General features: G+C 71.6%; 13 protein-coding genes. 1 reads left to right on the forward strand and 12 read right to left on the reverse strand.

Annotation, left to right across the window (positions count from 1 at the left end):
* Positions 1 to 19: 19 nt before the first annotated feature.
* From QRX60_RS45425 to QRX60_RS45445, 5 genes are all read right to left on the reverse strand, one after another.
* Positions 20 to 1,201, reverse strand: coding sequence for an acyl-CoA dehydrogenase family protein (locus tag QRX60_RS45425; RefSeq protein ID WP_285997660.1), 1,182 nt, complete (start codon positions 1,199 to 1,201; stop codon positions 20 to 22).
* A gap of 53 nt (positions 1,202 to 1,254) precedes the next feature.
* Positions 1,255 to 3,030, reverse strand: a complete 1,776-nt coding sequence (locus tag QRX60_RS45430; protein ID WP_285997661.1) for a sigma-54-dependent Fis family transcriptional regulator — start codon at positions 3,028 to 3,030, stop codon at positions 1,255 to 1,257.
* 176 nt (positions 3,031 to 3,206) lie between these two features.
* A complete protein-coding gene (locus QRX60_RS45435; RefSeq protein WP_285997662.1) occupies positions 3,207 to 4,859 on the reverse strand; it encodes a flavin-containing monooxygenase in 1,653 nt (550 codons plus the stop codon).
* A gap of 90 nt (positions 4,860 to 4,949) precedes the next feature.
* On the reverse strand, positions 4,950 to 5,822 hold the full coding sequence (locus tag QRX60_RS45440; protein ID WP_285997663.1) for a crotonase/enoyl-CoA hydratase family protein: 873 nt from the start codon (positions 5,820 to 5,822) through the stop codon (positions 4,950 to 4,952).
* A 3-nt stretch (positions 5,823 to 5,825) separates the two neighbouring features.
* A complete protein-coding gene (locus QRX60_RS45445; RefSeq protein ID WP_285997664.1) occupies positions 5,826 to 6,725 on the reverse strand; it encodes an SMP-30/gluconolactonase/LRE family protein in 900 nt (299 codons plus the stop codon).
* Between the two features lie 184 nt (positions 6,726 to 6,909).
* Between QRX60_RS45445 and QRX60_RS45450 the strand changes: the two genes are divergently transcribed.
* Complete coding sequence (locus tag QRX60_RS45450; protein WP_285997665.1) at positions 6,910 to 8,496, forward strand: long-chain-fatty-acid--CoA ligase; 1,587 nt, start codon at positions 6,910 to 6,912, stop codon at positions 8,494 to 8,496.
* Here QRX60_RS45450 and QRX60_RS45455 read toward each other — a convergent pair.
* Genes QRX60_RS45455 through QRX60_RS45485 form a run of 7 tightly spaced genes read right to left on the reverse strand, consistent with a single transcriptional unit; the run spans position 8,460 to position 14,611 of the window.
* Positions 8,460 to 9,047: a TetR/AcrR family transcriptional regulator gene (locus tag QRX60_RS45455; protein WP_285997666.1), complete on the reverse strand. Its 588-nt coding sequence runs from the start codon at positions 9,045 to 9,047 to the stop codon at positions 8,460 to 8,462. The two genes, QRX60_RS45450 and QRX60_RS45455, sit on opposite strands and share 37 nt — an antisense overlap.
* Positions 9,044 to 9,490 carry an LLM class flavin-dependent oxidoreductase gene (locus QRX60_RS45460; protein ID WP_285997667.1) on the reverse strand — a complete coding sequence of 149 codons (447 nt, stop codon included), beginning with the start codon at positions 9,488 to 9,490 and terminating at the stop codon, positions 9,044 to 9,046. Before QRX60_RS45460 ends, QRX60_RS45455 begins: the two co-directional genes overlap by 4 nt.
* The gene (locus tag QRX60_RS45465; protein WP_285997668.1) at positions 9,487 to 9,969 is read right to left on the reverse strand and encodes a (2Fe-2S)-binding protein; all 483 of its coding nucleotides are present in this window, start codon (positions 9,967 to 9,969) and stop codon (positions 9,487 to 9,489) included. The genes QRX60_RS45460 and QRX60_RS45465 overlap by 4 nt, the downstream gene beginning before the upstream one ends.
* A complete protein-coding gene (locus QRX60_RS45470; protein ID WP_285997669.1) occupies positions 9,966 to 10,784 on the reverse strand; it encodes an FAD binding domain-containing protein in 819 nt (272 codons plus the stop codon). The genes QRX60_RS45465 and QRX60_RS45470 overlap by 4 nt, the downstream gene beginning before the upstream one ends.
* Positions 10,785 to 10,794: 10 nt before the next feature.
* Positions 10,795 to 11,520, reverse strand: coding sequence for an enoyl-CoA hydratase (locus tag QRX60_RS45475; protein ID WP_285997670.1), 726 nt, complete (start codon positions 11,518 to 11,520; stop codon positions 10,795 to 10,797).
* Positions 11,517 to 13,850, reverse strand: a complete 2,334-nt coding sequence (locus QRX60_RS45480; protein WP_285997671.1) for a xanthine dehydrogenase family protein molybdopterin-binding subunit — start codon at positions 13,848 to 13,850, stop codon at positions 11,517 to 11,519. Before QRX60_RS45480 ends, QRX60_RS45475 begins: the two co-directional genes overlap by 4 nt.
* Entirely contained in the window at positions 13,847 to 14,611 is a 765-nt protein-coding gene (locus tag QRX60_RS45485) for an SDR family NAD(P)-dependent oxidoreductase (RefSeq protein WP_285997672.1), read from the reverse strand. The genes QRX60_RS45480 and QRX60_RS45485 overlap by 4 nt, the downstream gene beginning before the upstream one ends.
* Between the last annotated feature and the right edge of the window lie 2 nt (positions 14,612 to 14,613).

Genomic DNA, 14,613 nt, shown 5'->3' on the forward strand with positions numbered 1-14,613 from the left:
TCCTTGTCGCGTGGGCGGGTCAGCGGAAGGCCGGGATGCCGGTGACGGCCTGGCCGAGGGACAGCGCGTGCATCTCCTCGGTGCCTTCGTAGGTGAGGACGGTTTCGAGGTTCGCCATGTGCCGCATGACGGGGTACTCCAGCGAAATCCCGTTGGCGCCCAACAGGGTTCGCGCCGTGCGAGCCACATCCAGCGCGGCGCGGACGTTGGCGAGCTTGCCGAAGCTGACGTGGTTGTGGTGCAGCCCGCCGGCGTCCTTGAGCCGGCTGATCCGCAGGGCGACCAGAGCCGCGCGGTTGACGTCCACGATCATGTCGGCGAGCTTGCGCTGGGTCAGCTGGAACCCGGCCAGGGGCTTGCCGAACTGCGCACGGGTGAGGGTGTAGTCGCGGGCGGCCAGGTAGCAGGACCGGGCGGCGCCGACGACGCCGGCGAGAATGCCGAAGCGGGCCTCGTTCAGGCAGGTCAACGGGCCGCGCAGACCGCGGACCTCGGGGAACGCGGCGGCTTCCGGCAACCGGACGCCCTCGAGCACCAGCTCCGAGGTCACCGAGGCGCGCAGCGAGAGCTTGTGGTGGATCTCCGGCGCGCTGAACCCGGCGGTGTCGGTGGGCACGACGAACCCGCGGACACCCCCGTCGGTCTGGGCCCAGACGACCGCGACGTCGGCGACGGTGCCGTTGGTGATCCACATCTTGGTGCCGTCGAGGATCCAGTCGGAACCGTCACGGCGGGCGCGGGTGCGCATCGAGCCCGGATCGCTGCCCGCGTCGGGCTCGGTCAGGCCGAAGCAGCCGATCGCCTCGCCGGCGGCCATCGCCGGGAGCCAGGTCGTGCGGTGCTCCTCGGAACCCCAGAGGTGGATGGCTTTCATGGCCAGGGACCCCTGCACCGACACGAAGCTGCGCAGCCCCGAGTCGACGGCTTCCAGCTCGCGGCAGGCGATGCCGTAGCCGGTCGCGCTGGTGCCGGCGCAGCCGTAGCCGTCCAGGTGCATCCCGAACAAGCCGAGCTTGCCGAACTCCGCGGCCAGCTCGCGGACGGGCAGTTCGCCGCGTTCGAACCAGTCCCCCACCTGCGGGGCCAGCCGGTGCTGGGCCAAATCGCGGACGGCGTCGCGGATGTCGCGTTCGTCGTCGGTCAGCTGGGCGTCGACGTCGAGGAAGTCGCCGGGATCGGGCGGCGCGGTGATCGGGGCCATGGCACGAAGTTAGACCGGACCGTCCACTCGGAACTGTCCGGTTTCGCAACAGGCTAAGGCGTCGGGAGGTGCTTCTCGTCGATGCCGAGGGCCCGCATCTTCCGGTACAGAGTGGACCGTGCGATGCCGAGCCGTTCGGCCGCGGCGAGCTTGTTGCCCCGGGCCTCGACGAGCGTTTCCAGCAGGATGTCCCGCTCGGCACGCTGCAGCGGCGACCCGCTGGACTTGCCGGTCGCGCAGCGGTACTCGGGCGGCAGGTGCTCCTGGGCGATGTCGGAGCCCATCGCGCGCACCGCGGCCGTCACCAGGACCGACTCCAGCTCGCGGATGTTGCCCGGCCAGTCCCGGGCCGCCAGCGTCCGGATGGTGCCCGGCGACAGCCGGGGCACCGGACGCCGGGAGGTGTGCGCGGCCAGCAACGCGGGCGCGAGGTCGGCGATGTCCTCGGTGCGGAACCGCAGCGCCGGCACCGTGACGGAGAACGGGAAGTGATCGAGGAGCCGGCTGTCGCCGCGGGTGCGGGCGGTGGCCATCACCCGGCCGGGCGCGGCGGCGTCGACCACCGCCTCCACCCGTTCGACGAGCGCCGGCTCGAGCCGGTCGAGGTGCCGGAGGACCACGGCGCCGTCGGCGAGCACCTTCGCCAGCTTGGCGATCCAGCCCGCCGGGTCGTCCTGGGCGACGACGGCGTCGAGCACGGTGAGGGGGTCCTGCCCGGCGCGCCGCCGGTGCAGGTGGCGGGCGACGTGCAGTTTTCCCGTCCCGGCCTCGCCGCACAGCAGCACCGGCCGGTCGGTGGTCAGTGCCGCGCCGACGTCGTCGCGCAGCCTGCGCGCGGCCATGCTGCGGCCGGGCAGGGTGTCGTCCTCGCGCGGTTCGTGGGGCCGGGTCGCCGACCGGCGTCCGGCGAGGGCGCGTCCGTCGCCGCGGGTGTGCGGGCGCATCTCGACGACGACACCGGCCATGCTGCCGCGTTCCCCCACCCGGGCGGCGCGCGCCTGCACGACGACGTCACCGGCCAGCCGCACTTCGCCGGTGCACTCGTCACCGGTGCCGAGCAGGCGGCACGCCCAGTCCCACAGCGTCGCCTGGTCGGAGAGGTCGAGCAGGGCCGAGGCGGCCGTGTTCGCCATGACGACGTCCTCGTTGAGGGAGACGACGGCCGAGGTCGCGCGCCGGTTGGCGCGCAGGAAGTGCTCCAGCAGCAACTGCTCGCGCCGGGAGGCGTCGGCGTACATCCGCGACTCGATCTCGCGCACGGCGGCCAGCACGAGGGGTTTCATCACCCCGTGGCCGTCCCCGACCCGGCAGGTGACGTCGAGGACGCCTTCGACGTTGCCGGTGATCGGGTGCTTGAGCGGCGAGCCGATGCAGGTGAATTCCTGCAGGTTCTCGCGGAAGTGCTCCGCGCCCGAGACCACGAACGGGCTCGCGGCCTCGAGCGCGGTGCCGATGCCGTTGGTGCCGGTGAACTCCTCCGCGTAGTAGAAGCCCGGTGAGACCAGGGCCCGGTCCAGCGCGTCGGTCAGCTCGCGGTGTCCGGTCCGGCGGTCGATGATCTGGGCTTCGGAGTCGGCCAGCAGGATCGAGACGGGGCCGTCTTCGATCTGCTCGGCGAGCCGGTCGAGGACCGGACCGGCCGCGCGGGCCAGCCGGCCGGGGCGCTCGAGCTCGGGGCGGAAGGGCACCTCGTCGCCGGTGGGCCGGACGCCGACGAGCCGGCACCGCTGCCAGGAAGTCTGGATCTCCCGGCGGAAGCCGGCCGCGTCGAGCGGGACGTCCCCATCGAGGACGCGCTCGCGTACCGTCCGCTGCCCGTGCTGGTCCATGGCGCCTCCTTCACCGTTGACGAAGGCCACGTCGATCGTAGGCGGACCAGTCAACCAGGGGCCGGGCCCGGCAACTGTCCCAGAATGAAACACTACCCGAACAGGGCCATGACCAGCGAAAACGTGAGCGTGACCACGCGCCGGGCGCCCGGGTGGCGCCGGCGCGCGATCCGCCGTCAGCCGAGTTCGAACTCCGTGAAACCGGCTGCCTTGACCTCGTCCCACTTGCCGAAGTAGGCCGGGACACCGCCGGAGTAGTTCAGCATCTGCGCCGGCTTGCCGGGGACGTTCGCGCCCCAGTACCAGGACCGCGCCTTGGTGAACAGCGAGCCGTCGAACAGCTCGTCGACGTGCGCGGTCCACTCCTTCTCGGCGGAGGTGGCCGACTCGAACCGGGTGTGGCCCCCGGCGCGGACGTGCTCGAGGAACTCGACCACGATGTCGCCCTGGTACTCCGCCGACGTCGGGCCGTTGCAGAAGCCGGACGGGCTCTGCGGGCCGTAGAGGAACAGCATGTTCGGGAAGCCGCTCGTCGACAGGCCCATGAACGTGTCGACGCGGTCGGCCCACTTGTCCTGCAGCCGCGCACCGCCGACGCCTTGGATGTCGATGCCGAGGATGCCGCCGCGGTTGCTGTCGAACCCGGTCGCCAGCGCGATGACGTCGCACTCGATCAGCCCGTTCTTCGTCACGACCCCGGCCGGGGTGATCTCGAGGACCGGTTCGTCGTTCTGGTCGATCAGGTGCACGTTGTCCTGGTTGAACACGTCGAAGTAGTCCTGCTCCAGGGCGGGCCGCTTGACGCCGAAGGGGTGCGGCGGCCGCGCGGGCGCCAGCAGCTCGGCGGTCGCCGGGTCCTGCACGCGCTCGTGGACCTTTTCGCGCCAGAAGTCGTAGAAGGTGCGGTTGGCCTCCTCGTCGGCGAGCAGGTCCTGGTACATGCCCAGCCAGAGCGGGAACCCGCCGTCGGCCCAGAACCGCTCGTAGGTGGCACGGCGTTCGGCGTCGGTCGCGTCGGCGGCGTTCTCGGGCAGGAAGCTGAAGTCGAAGCCCGCGAAGGCCTTGTACCGCGCGTCGAACCGCTCCGGCAGGCCGGTGCGCACCGAGTCGTTCTCGGCGCCGTCGAGCTTGCGCTGCCGCATCGGCAGCGCGAGGTTCGGCGTGCGCTGGAAGACGGTGACCTGCGCGGCGTCGTGGGCGGCTTCCTGGACGACCTGAACGCCGCTGGCGCCGGTCCCGATGACGACGACGCGCTTGCCGGTCAGGTCGAGGCCGTTCTGGGGCCAGCGCGCCGTGTGGTGGCATTCGCCGGCGAAGGTGTCGATGCCGGGGATGTCCGGGTAGAGCGGCTTGGCCCCGAACCCGGTCGCGACCAGGACCGTCCGCGCCTTCTGCGCCTTGCCGTCCGCGGAGAACACCGTCCATTCGCGACGGTCCTCGTCCCACTGCGCCTGTGCGGCCGTGGTGTCGAACTCGATGTCCTTGGTCAGGTTCAGTTTCCGGTCGACGTACTCGAAGTAGTCGCGGACGCCGGTGAAGTCGGGATAGCGCTCCGCGAAGTCGTAGTCCTTCCACAAACCCTTGTGGGAGAACTGGTAGATGTGCGCGACGGTGTCCGTCCGGGCACCCGGGTAGCAGTTCCACCACCAAATCCCGCCCAAGCCGCCGGCGGCGTCCCAGACCTTGACGTCGAAACCGAGGTCTCGCAGGCGGTCGAGCTGGTAGAGGCCGGAGAACCCGCCACCCACCACGAGCACGTCGAGAACGTCACCCTTGGCTTCCCCGCTCCGGGCGTCGGCCGAAGACTCCGAAGACACCGTTGTCGTCATTGCACACTCCTCGTTCCGTGGACTGCCTTCGCCAGGCGAGAACGAACGTAAGACTGTCGGCCAGGTCACAACTGTCCGAAAACGAGTCGGTCAGAACCACTTTTCGTAGAACGGCGGCAGGTCTTTCGAAGCACTGGCACGGAAATCCGGTTCGCGTTTCTCGCGGAACGCGGCGACGCCCTCCGCACCGTCGCCGATGCTGGTGTAGAACATCGCGAGCGAGTCGACGCGGTGCGCGTCGGCGGGATGGGGCCGCCCGGCGTTGCGGTACATCATCTGCCGGGTGAGCGCCGTGCTCACCGCTGACCGTCCCTTCGTCCACCGATCAGCCAGTTCTCGTGCCGCCGCAAGCAAGTCGCCCGGCTCGTGGACCGACCGCACCAAGCCGCGAGCGGCGGCTTCCCCGGCGCCGAGGACGTCGGCGGAGTACACGAGATCGAGCGCGGCGGGGAGGCCGACGATCCGCGGCAGGAACCACGTCGACGCCGCCTCGGGCGTGATGCCCAGGCGTCCGAAGACGAACCCGATGCGCGCACGGCTGGCGGCCAGCCGTGCGTCCATCGCCAGGGTCATGGTCGCGCCGATCCCGACCGCGGCGCCGTTGATCGCCGCGATCACCGGCTTGCGGCACGCGTGGATCGCGAGCGTGACGCGGCCGCCGGTGTCCCGGACGCGGCGCAGATCCGGATCGGTCAGGTCGGCCATGTCGTCCAGGGTGGGGCGGCGGGCTTCGTCGAGGCCGAACACGTTCCCGGGCCGGTTCAGGTCCATCCCGGCGCAGAACGCCCGGCCGGCGCCGGTGACGATGACCGCGCGGACGTCGTCCTGCTCGTTCACTCCGGCAAAGGTCGCTTCGAGCTCGTCGGCCATCTCCACGGTGAAGGCGTTGAGGTGGTCCGGCCGGTCGAGGGTGACCGTCAGGACGCCGTCGTCCAGTCGGTGCGTCAGCGTGGTGAACCGCATCGCTCACGGAGTCCCGGCGTGCGGGACCTCGACGCGGACGGCGTGCAGCTCACCCTCGCGCGCCGCTGTGCGGGCCGCCTCGTCGAAGTCCGGTGCGACGCACAGGAACAGGGTCTTCCCGTCGTCGCCGCCGAGCCCGACCGCGAAGACACCGTTGGGCGCGGTGCTGACCTCGTCGAGGATCTCGCCGCCGTCGGCGATCCGGACGGCGCGCTGGTGGGCGCAGTCGGCGACCCAGACGGCGCCTTCGGCGTCCATCGCCAGCCCGTCGGGGACGATCGTCGAGGCCTCGACCCGCTTGTGCCAGCTGGGCTCGTCGCCGAGGTCGCCGTAGGCCGCGAAGTCCCGCCGCGGCCCCAGGCTGCCGTCGGCCTCGATGCCGAACGCCGACACCCGGTTGCCGAACAGCTCGTTTACGATCAGCGTCCGGTCGTCCGGGGTGATCACCATGCCGTTGGGGAACGACAGGCCCTCGGCGACCGTCCGCGCCGTCCCGTCGGGGTTCACCAGGACCACGCTCGCGAACTCGTGGTCCGCCCCACCCATGAGGTCGAAGCCGAAGTGGCCGACATAGGCCCGGCCGTTGCGGGCGACCACCATGTCGTTGGCGTGGCCGGTGCACAGCGCCGAGATGTCGGCGTGCTCGGCCAGCGTCCCGTCGGGCTCCTGCCGCAGGATCCTGCGGTCCTTCATGGACACGACCAGCATTCGCCCGTCGGGCAGCCAGCCGAGCCCGGAGGGCTGGTGCTCGACGACCGCGATCTGCTCGATCGCGCCCTCTGCGTCCAGCGCGTTCACCGTGTGCGTGTAGAAGTCGACGAAGTACAGCCGGCCGTTGTGCCAGCGCGGCCCCTCCAGGTAGGTGAACCCCTTGGCCACCACCTTGACGTCCCGGTTCGTCATCAGCACTCATCCTTCGACTCGGGTTCCGATTGGCTGACCACCGTCGCGCACCTCCGGAACCCGGAACTGTCCGAAATGGCTACAGCCGAAGCGTGGTGTCGCGAAGCGGGACAGTTCGGCCTCCGTCCCGGCGAGCAAACTCACCGGCGATCGACGACGGAAGGAACCCGCGGTGCTCGGAACGATGATGGATCGCCCCCTGCTCGTCAGCTCGCTGCTGCACCGGGCCGAGCGGGTCTTCGGCGACCGCGTGAACGTCAGCTGCGCCGGCGGCGAGGTCCGCCGGGAGTTCACCTACCGCGAGCTCGGCTCGGCCGCCCGCCGCCTCGCGGCCGCCCTGCTCGAACTCGGGGTCCGTCCCGGCACCAAGATCGGCTCGCTGGCCTGGAACAGCGACCGCCACCTGGCCGCCTACTTCGGCGTCCCCGGCATCGGCGCGGTACTGCACACGATCAACCAGCGCATGCCGGCCGAGCACATCGTGTACTCGGTGAACCAGGCCGAAGACGAAGTCCTGCTCGTCGACGCGGACCTCGTGCCGGTCGTCCGGGAGATCCTGCCCGCGACGCCGGCCGTCAAGCACGTCGTCGACCTCGGCGGCTTCGCCGACCTCCCCGGGGTACGGACCTGGTCGTTCGACACCCTCCTCGAGGAAGCCACCGAGCTGGCCGAGTTCCCGGAGTTCGACGAACGCACCGCGTCGTCGATCTGCTTCACCTCCGGCACGACCGGCCTGCCCAAGGGCGTCGTCTACACCCACCGCAGCACGGTCCTGCACGCCTTGGCGATCTCCGCCGCCGACGGCGTCGCGATGTCCGGCCACCGCGCCTACCTGATCGCCTGCCAGATGTCACACGTGCACAGCTGGGGCGCACCGCACGCGGGCACGCTGCAGGGCGCCCGCCTGATCCTCCCCGGCCCGCACCCCACCCCGGCCGACTTCCTCCGCATCATCACCACCCAAGCGCCGGACGTCCTCGTCGGCGCCCCCGCGGTCGCCGCGCTCATCCGCGACGAATACCGCAAGAACCCGGCCGCCCACGACTTGTCGTCCCTGAAGACGGTGTGGATGGGCGGCCAGACGCCTCCGGCGGCATTGGCCGACTGGTGGGCCTCCGTCGGTGCATCGACGGCGAACGGGTGGGGCATGACCGAGACGTCGCCGATGGGCACTTTCCTCAACGGCCGCGACACCCAGGGCGTGCAGCTACCGCTGTTCGAGATCCGGATCGTCGACGACACCGGGCGCGAACTGCCCTGGGACGGCCGCACGACCGGCGAACTCGAAGCCCGCGGTCCGTGGGTGACGGGCGCCTACCTCGGTGCGACGGGCCCGTCCGGGTCCTTCCACGACGGCTGGCTCCGCACCGGCGACGTCGCGGTCATCTCCCCCGCCGGCGCGCTCCGGATCAAGGACCGCGCCAAGGACCTGATCAAGAGCGGCGGCGAGTGGATCTCCTCCATCGAACTCGAGAACCACCTCATGCTGCACCCCGCAGTCGACGAAGCCGCGGTGATCGGTGTCCCGCACGAGAAGTGGCAGGAGCGCCCGGTGGCGTGGATCGTGACCTCCGCCGACGTCTCCGACGACGAGTTGAAGGACTACATCGGCGCGAAGTTCCCGCGCTACTGGGTGCCGGACGCGTTCGTCCGCGTCGAGGCGATCCCGAAGACCTCGGTGGGCAAGCTCGACAAGATGACCATGCGGACCCGGCAGGCAGCCGGAACAGCTCGTCAGGACACCTGCGCGCCCGCGATGCTCAAGGCGTAACGGCCGTACTGCTCCGCGACGTCGGCGGCGGACAGCTTCCCGTCCTCCCGGAACCACCGGGCGATGCTCACGCACATTTCCCGGATCGCGAACGACGCCAGCGCCGGCGAGTCGACCCGGAAAGCTCCCGCCGCGGCCCCCGAGGCGATGACCGCCCGGAATGCGTGTTCATGCTCACGGCGCCGGCTCTGCAGGCGGCTGCGGTGGGGCTCGTCGAGCGAATCCGTGTCGCGGTTGACCACCAAGGCCTCGCGACGGTGGGTCGCGTGCCGGTAGGCGTAGACCCGGGTGGCCTCGCGCAGCCGCGTCTCCCAGTCGCCGTCGGCGGTCGCGCGGTGGAACTCCTCGAGCACGGTCGCCGTGGTCTCGTCCACGATCGCGCGCAGCAAGTCCTGTTTGGACCGCATGTGGTTGTACAGGCTCGGGGTGCGGATGCCGAGGCACTCGGCGATCTGGCTCAGCGCGGTGCCGTGGAATCCGCGCTCGGCGAAGAGGGTCAAGGCGACGTCGAGCACCACGCTCTCGCTCACGACCGGGCGGACGTCGGTCACGGCGTCACCGCGGCGAGCCAGGCGGACGCCTCGTCCACGGTCCGAAGCTGTTTCGTCAACGGTGTCACGACGTCGTCGGCGTCCGCCACGAGCACCGGAAGCCCGGGCACCCGCGCATGCACCTCTTCGAGCACCCTTTCGGCCGCGGCCCGGTCACTGTAGGGGCCGTCGCCGCCGGAAAACGGCCCTACGCCGAGGATGAAGCGGCCATCGCTGAGGTAGTCGAGGGTTTCGGCGGCGTCCGCCACGAGCGGTGCGTCGCGGGAGGTGGTCAGGCAGCCGACGCGGACCCGCTTGGTCAGGACTGCCGCGGCGGCGCAGGACGTGAAGTCCTCCTCGAAGAAGATCGTGTGGCAGCCCGCTTCGTCGAGTACTTCGCAGGTGCGCCGCAGTTCGGCCGCGGGCCGGTCGCGCAGCCGCAGCACGACGCCGCGGCGGTTCACGCCGGCTCCGCACCGGTGGCCAGCTCCTCCGCCGCGGCCTCGACGGCGTCAACAATGCCCGCGTAGCCGGTGCAGCGGCAGATGTTGCCCGACAGCTCTTCGCGGATCCGCGACCGGCACGGGCGCTCCTCGCGGTTGAGCAGGTCGAGCGCGGACATCAGCATGCCCGGGGTGCAGAAGCCGCACTGCAGCCCGTGATGAGTCGAGAAGGCTTCCTGCAGCGGGTGCAGGGTGCCGTCCGGCCCGGCCATGCCCTCGATCGTGGTGACCGACGAGCCTTCCGCCTGGACGGCGAACATGAGGCACGCGCGCACCGGCTCGCCGTCGACCAGGACCGTGCACGCGCCGCAGACTCCGTGCTCGCACCCGACGTGGGTGCCGGTGAGCCCGAGGTCCTCGCGAAGAGCGTCGGCGAGGGTGCGCCGCGGTTCGACGTCGACGTCCTGGCGATCGCCGTTGACGGTGAATTCGACCTTCATGCTGCGACACGCTCCTTCTCCTGGACGAGGGCACGGCGGACGAACTCCGCCGTCATCGCACGCCGGTAGCCGGCCGAGGCGTGGATGTCGGAGCTCGGTGCCGTGGCGGCCGCTGCCGCCGCCGCGACCTGCTCCACGGGCGCGCCCGCGTCGAGCAGCTGTTCGGCTTCCTCGACGCGCAACGGGACGCTGCCGACCCCGCCGACCGCGATCCGCCAGTGCCCGCCGACCTCGGCGGCGGCGACCGTGACGAGTCCGAAGTCGCCGTGCCGGCGGGAGAATTCCGCGAACCCCCACCGCTGGGGCAGCGGCATGTCGACGGCGGTGACCATCTCGTCTTCGGCGAGCGTGGTTTCGAGGGCGCCGGTGCAGAACTCCGCCGCGGAGCTCGTGCGGGTGCCGCGCGGGCCGGCGATGTGGATGGTGGCTTCCAGCGCCGCGGCGACCACCGGCAGCTCGGCGGCGGGGTCGGCGTGGGCGATGCTGCCGCCGCTGGTGCCCCGGGAGCGGATCGCCGTGTGCCCGATCCAGCGGGCGGCTTCGGCCAGCATCGGGTGCCCGGTCTGCTCGACCAGGCGGGCGTGGCGGACCAGCGCCCCGATCCGGACGCCACCGTCGACGGACACGATCGTGGACAGGCCGGGAATCCGGTTGATGTCCACGAGCACCTTGGGCCGGGCCATGCGCAGCGCCAGCACGGGCGCCAGGCTCTGCCCGCCGGCGATGATCTTGCCGTCGCCTGCCGCGTCGGCCAGTGCCTGCACGGCGTCCCGGACGCTGGTGGCCCGGTGGTAGTCGAACGGTGCGGGTTTCATGACGGACCTTTCAGCGCCCTCGGAACCGCGGGGCGCGCTTCTCGGCGTGGGCACGCCGGCTTTCGGCGAAATCCTCACTGCTCCAGCAGGATTCGAAGAGCTCGTCCAGTCGCGGCTCCCCCGGCTGCGGCTCGAACAGCGACTCCAGCGCGGTCTTGGCGTACCGCAGGGACAACGGCGCGAACTCCGCGATCTCACGGGCCCACGCCAGCGCGTCGGCGACCGGCCCGAGCCGGTCCGCCAGGCCGCACGCGTGCGCTCGCCCGGCGTCGAGCCGGTCCGCGCCGAGCAGCAGCGCCCGCGCCGGTCCCCCGCCCGCGAGCAGCGCGAGCCGCCGGACGGTCCAGGGGTCCACGGCGAGGCCGTTGCGCGCGGTCGGGACGGCGAAGACCGCCGTGCCGTCGGCGACGCGCAGATCGCAGGCGATCGCGAGCTGCGTGCCGGCGCCGATGGCGGGGCCGTTGACCGCCGCGATCACCGGCACCGGCGCGGCGGTGATCGCGCTCAGCGCGGCGTAGAGCGCTTTGCGGAAGCCGTCGCCGTAGACGCCGTGAAGGTCGGCGCCGGCACAGAAGCTGGTGCCGGAGCCCGTCACGACGATCGCCCGGGCCGTGCCGGCGAGCTTCTCGACCGCGGCACGCAGCGCGTCGAGATGTTCGACGTCGAGTGCGTTGCGCTTTCCGTGGCGGTCGAGCACGATCAGGCCGACCCCGTCCTGTTCCTCGGTGGTGATCATCGCAGAGCCTCCCAGACCGTGGCGGGTGTCAAGGGCAGGTGTGTGATCCGGACGCCGAGGGCGTCGGCGATCGCCCCGGCCAGCACGGCGTTCGGGCCGAGGGTGCCGCCCTCCCCCACTCCGCGGACGCCCAGCGGGTTGTCCGCGGGATGCGACACGTGGTCGATGACGAGGTCCGGGATCTCGGCGCTGGTGGGCATGAGGTAGTCCATCAGCGTGCCGGTGGACAGGTTCCCGGCCTCGTCGTAGATCAGGTGCTCGTACAGCGCGCCCCCGAGGCCCTGGGCGATGGAGCCGGCGATCTGCCCCTCGACGATCTGCGGGTTGATCACCGTCCCGGCGTCCTCGACGCAGACCCACTTGAGGATCTCCAGCGTGCCCGTCGCCCGATCGACCTCGACGACCGCCGCCTGCGCGCCGGCCGCGAACGCACCGCGGACCGGGTCGTAGAACTCCGTCGCCTCCAGCCCGGGCTCGATGCCCTTCGGCAGCCGGTTGGACTCCAGGTAGGCGACCCGGGCCACTTCGGCCAGCGTGCCGAGCGGCTTCGGGTCACCCGTGACCCGGATTTCGCCCCCGACGACGGCCAGATCGTCCGGACCGACCTCGTACAGCTCGCTCGCCAGCCTGACGATCTTCTCGCGGACGCTCTGGCCCGCGCGGTGGGCGGCGCCGCCACCGATGACCGCCTGCCGGGACGAGAACGCCCCGAAGCCCCACAGGGACTCGTTGGTGTCCCCGATGCGCACCTCGACGTCGTCGAACGGCACGCCCACGGCGTCCGCGACGATCTGCGCGACGGTCGTCTCCAGGCCCTGGCCCTGCGAGGTCACCCCGGACAGGACGGTCACCCGGCCGTCGGGGTCGATCCGGACCGTGCAGGCGTCGTGCCCGGTGCGGAACGGCATCCGGGGGCCCGCGGACGCGGCCCGGCCGAGGCCGGTCAGCTCGTTGTAGCAAGCCATTCCGAGGCCGATCGGGTTCTCCCCCGCCGCACGCCGGCGCCGTTGCTCGGCGAGGAAGTCCTCGTGCCCGATCGTCGTGATCGCCTTTTCCAGGCACTCGCCGTACCAGCCGGAGTCGTCGACCAGCCGGGACGGCATCCGGTACGGGATCTCCCCGGGCGTGACGAGGTTGCGCCGCCGGATGTCCAAACCGGACATTCCCAGCCGGACCGCGGCGTCGTCGAGGAGCGATTCCATCGCGAAGACGCTCGCGGGCCGGGCCACCCCGCGGTAGGGCCCCGACGGCGCCGTGTTGGTCGCGACCCCGCGGACGGTGCAGCGGTAGTGCTGCAACCGGTACGGCCCGGACAGGAGCCCGCCGGCCATCAGCGGCTCGATCCCCGCCGTCCAGGGGTAGACCGAGTACGCGCCCACGTTGCAGGTCACGTCGGCGTCCAGGGCCACCAGGGTGCCGTCGGCGGCGAACCCGGCCCGCACCAGGTACCGGTGGTCACGGGCGTGGGTCGCGGCGAGCAGGTGCTCGGCGCGGTCTTCGACCCACTTCACCGGGACGCCGGGCATCTGCCGGGCGACCAGGCACACGGCGACGTCCTCGGGGTAGAGGACGGCCTTCACGCCGAAGCCGCCGCCGACGTCGGGCGCGATGACGCGGATGGTGCCCTCGGGGACGCCGAGGAGCTCGGCGAGCATGTTCCGCGCGATGTGGGGCACCTGGGTCCCGGACCAGAACGTCAGGCGCTCGCCGTCCCAGACCGCCGCCCCGGCCCGGCATTCCATCGGGTTGCCCGCGTGCCGGTTGGTGATCAGCTCGCGTTCGACGACGATGTCCGCCCCCGCCAAGGCGTCCGGCACCGCACCGGTGTCGAAGGTGCGTTCCAGCAGGACGTTGTCCGGCGCGTCCGCGTGCAGCGGTTCGGCCGGCTCCGCCCAGGCGGTGACCGTGGCCGGCAACGGCTCGTAGTCGACGTCGATCAGCTCGAGCGCGTCCTCGGCCTGGTACCGGTCATCGCCCACCACGACGGCGACCGGCTCACCGGCGAAGCGCACCTTCTCCCGGGCCAGGATCGGCTGCTCGGTCTCCACATAGGACGGCAGCGCCGACTGGGCGCGCAGGCCGATCGCGGCGAAGGCCGGGTGGTCGCCGCTGAACACCGCCCGGGCCACGCCCTCGGCGGCGGAGGTGTCGACCGCGTTGATCCGGGCGTGGCCGTACGGGCTGCGCAGGAACGCGATGTGCCGCATCCGAGGCAGCTGCAGGTCGGAGACGTACCGGCCGCGTCCGGTCAGCAGGCGGTCGTCCTCCTTGCGGCGGACGGTCCGGCCGACCGCGGGCCCGGCGTCGTGGGTCTGTTCGGGTGTCGTCATGGCATCGTGTACCCGCCGTTGACCGACACGATCTGTCCCGTGGTCCAGGACGAAAGCGGCGAGGCCAGCAGCAGGACGGTCGGGGTGATGTCCGCCGGGGTGCCCAAGCGGCGCAGCGGGTACGCGGAGAGGATCTTCTTCATCTTCGCCTCGTCGGCGTTGCCGGTGTGGGCGTCGAGGCTCTGGGTCCGCACCAGCGCGATCGAGACGGCGTTCGCGCGGATCTGGTGCCGCGCCAGCTCCTTGGCCAGGGACTTGGTGAGGCCGACGGTGGTCGAGCGGGTGGTCGCGGTGACCAGCAGCCGCGATTCGCCGACCCGGCCGGAGTCGCCCATCAGGCTGACGATCGAGCCGCCGCCGTGCTCGGCCATCTGCCGGGCCACGGCCTGGGTGACGCGCAGCGTGCCCGCCACCGTGACGCCGATCTGCGGTGCCCAGTCCTCTTCGGTGGTCTCGAGGAACGGCTTGCTCTGGGTCGCGGCGGCGTTGTTGACCAGCACGTCGATCGGGCCCAGCTGCTCGGCGACCTCGGCGACGGCCTGCGTGACGGACTCGCCGTCCTGCAGGTTCGCGCCCACGGCGATCGCCTTGACGCCCAGGGCGGCCGCTTCCTTGGCGCCCTCTTCCGCGCCGTCGGCCGAGGAGTTGTAGTGGAAGGCGACGTTGGCGCCTTCCGCGGCGAAGGCGACTCCGATCGCGCGTCCCAGGCCCTGCCCGGCGCCGGTGACGAGGACGTTCTTGCCGCGGAGCTGGAGATCCATGG

It is taken from the genome of Amycolatopsis mongoliensis, assembly GCF_030285665.1.
GTDB classification, from domain to species: domain Bacteria; phylum Actinomycetota; class Actinomycetes; order Mycobacteriales; family Pseudonocardiaceae; genus Amycolatopsis; species Amycolatopsis mongoliensis.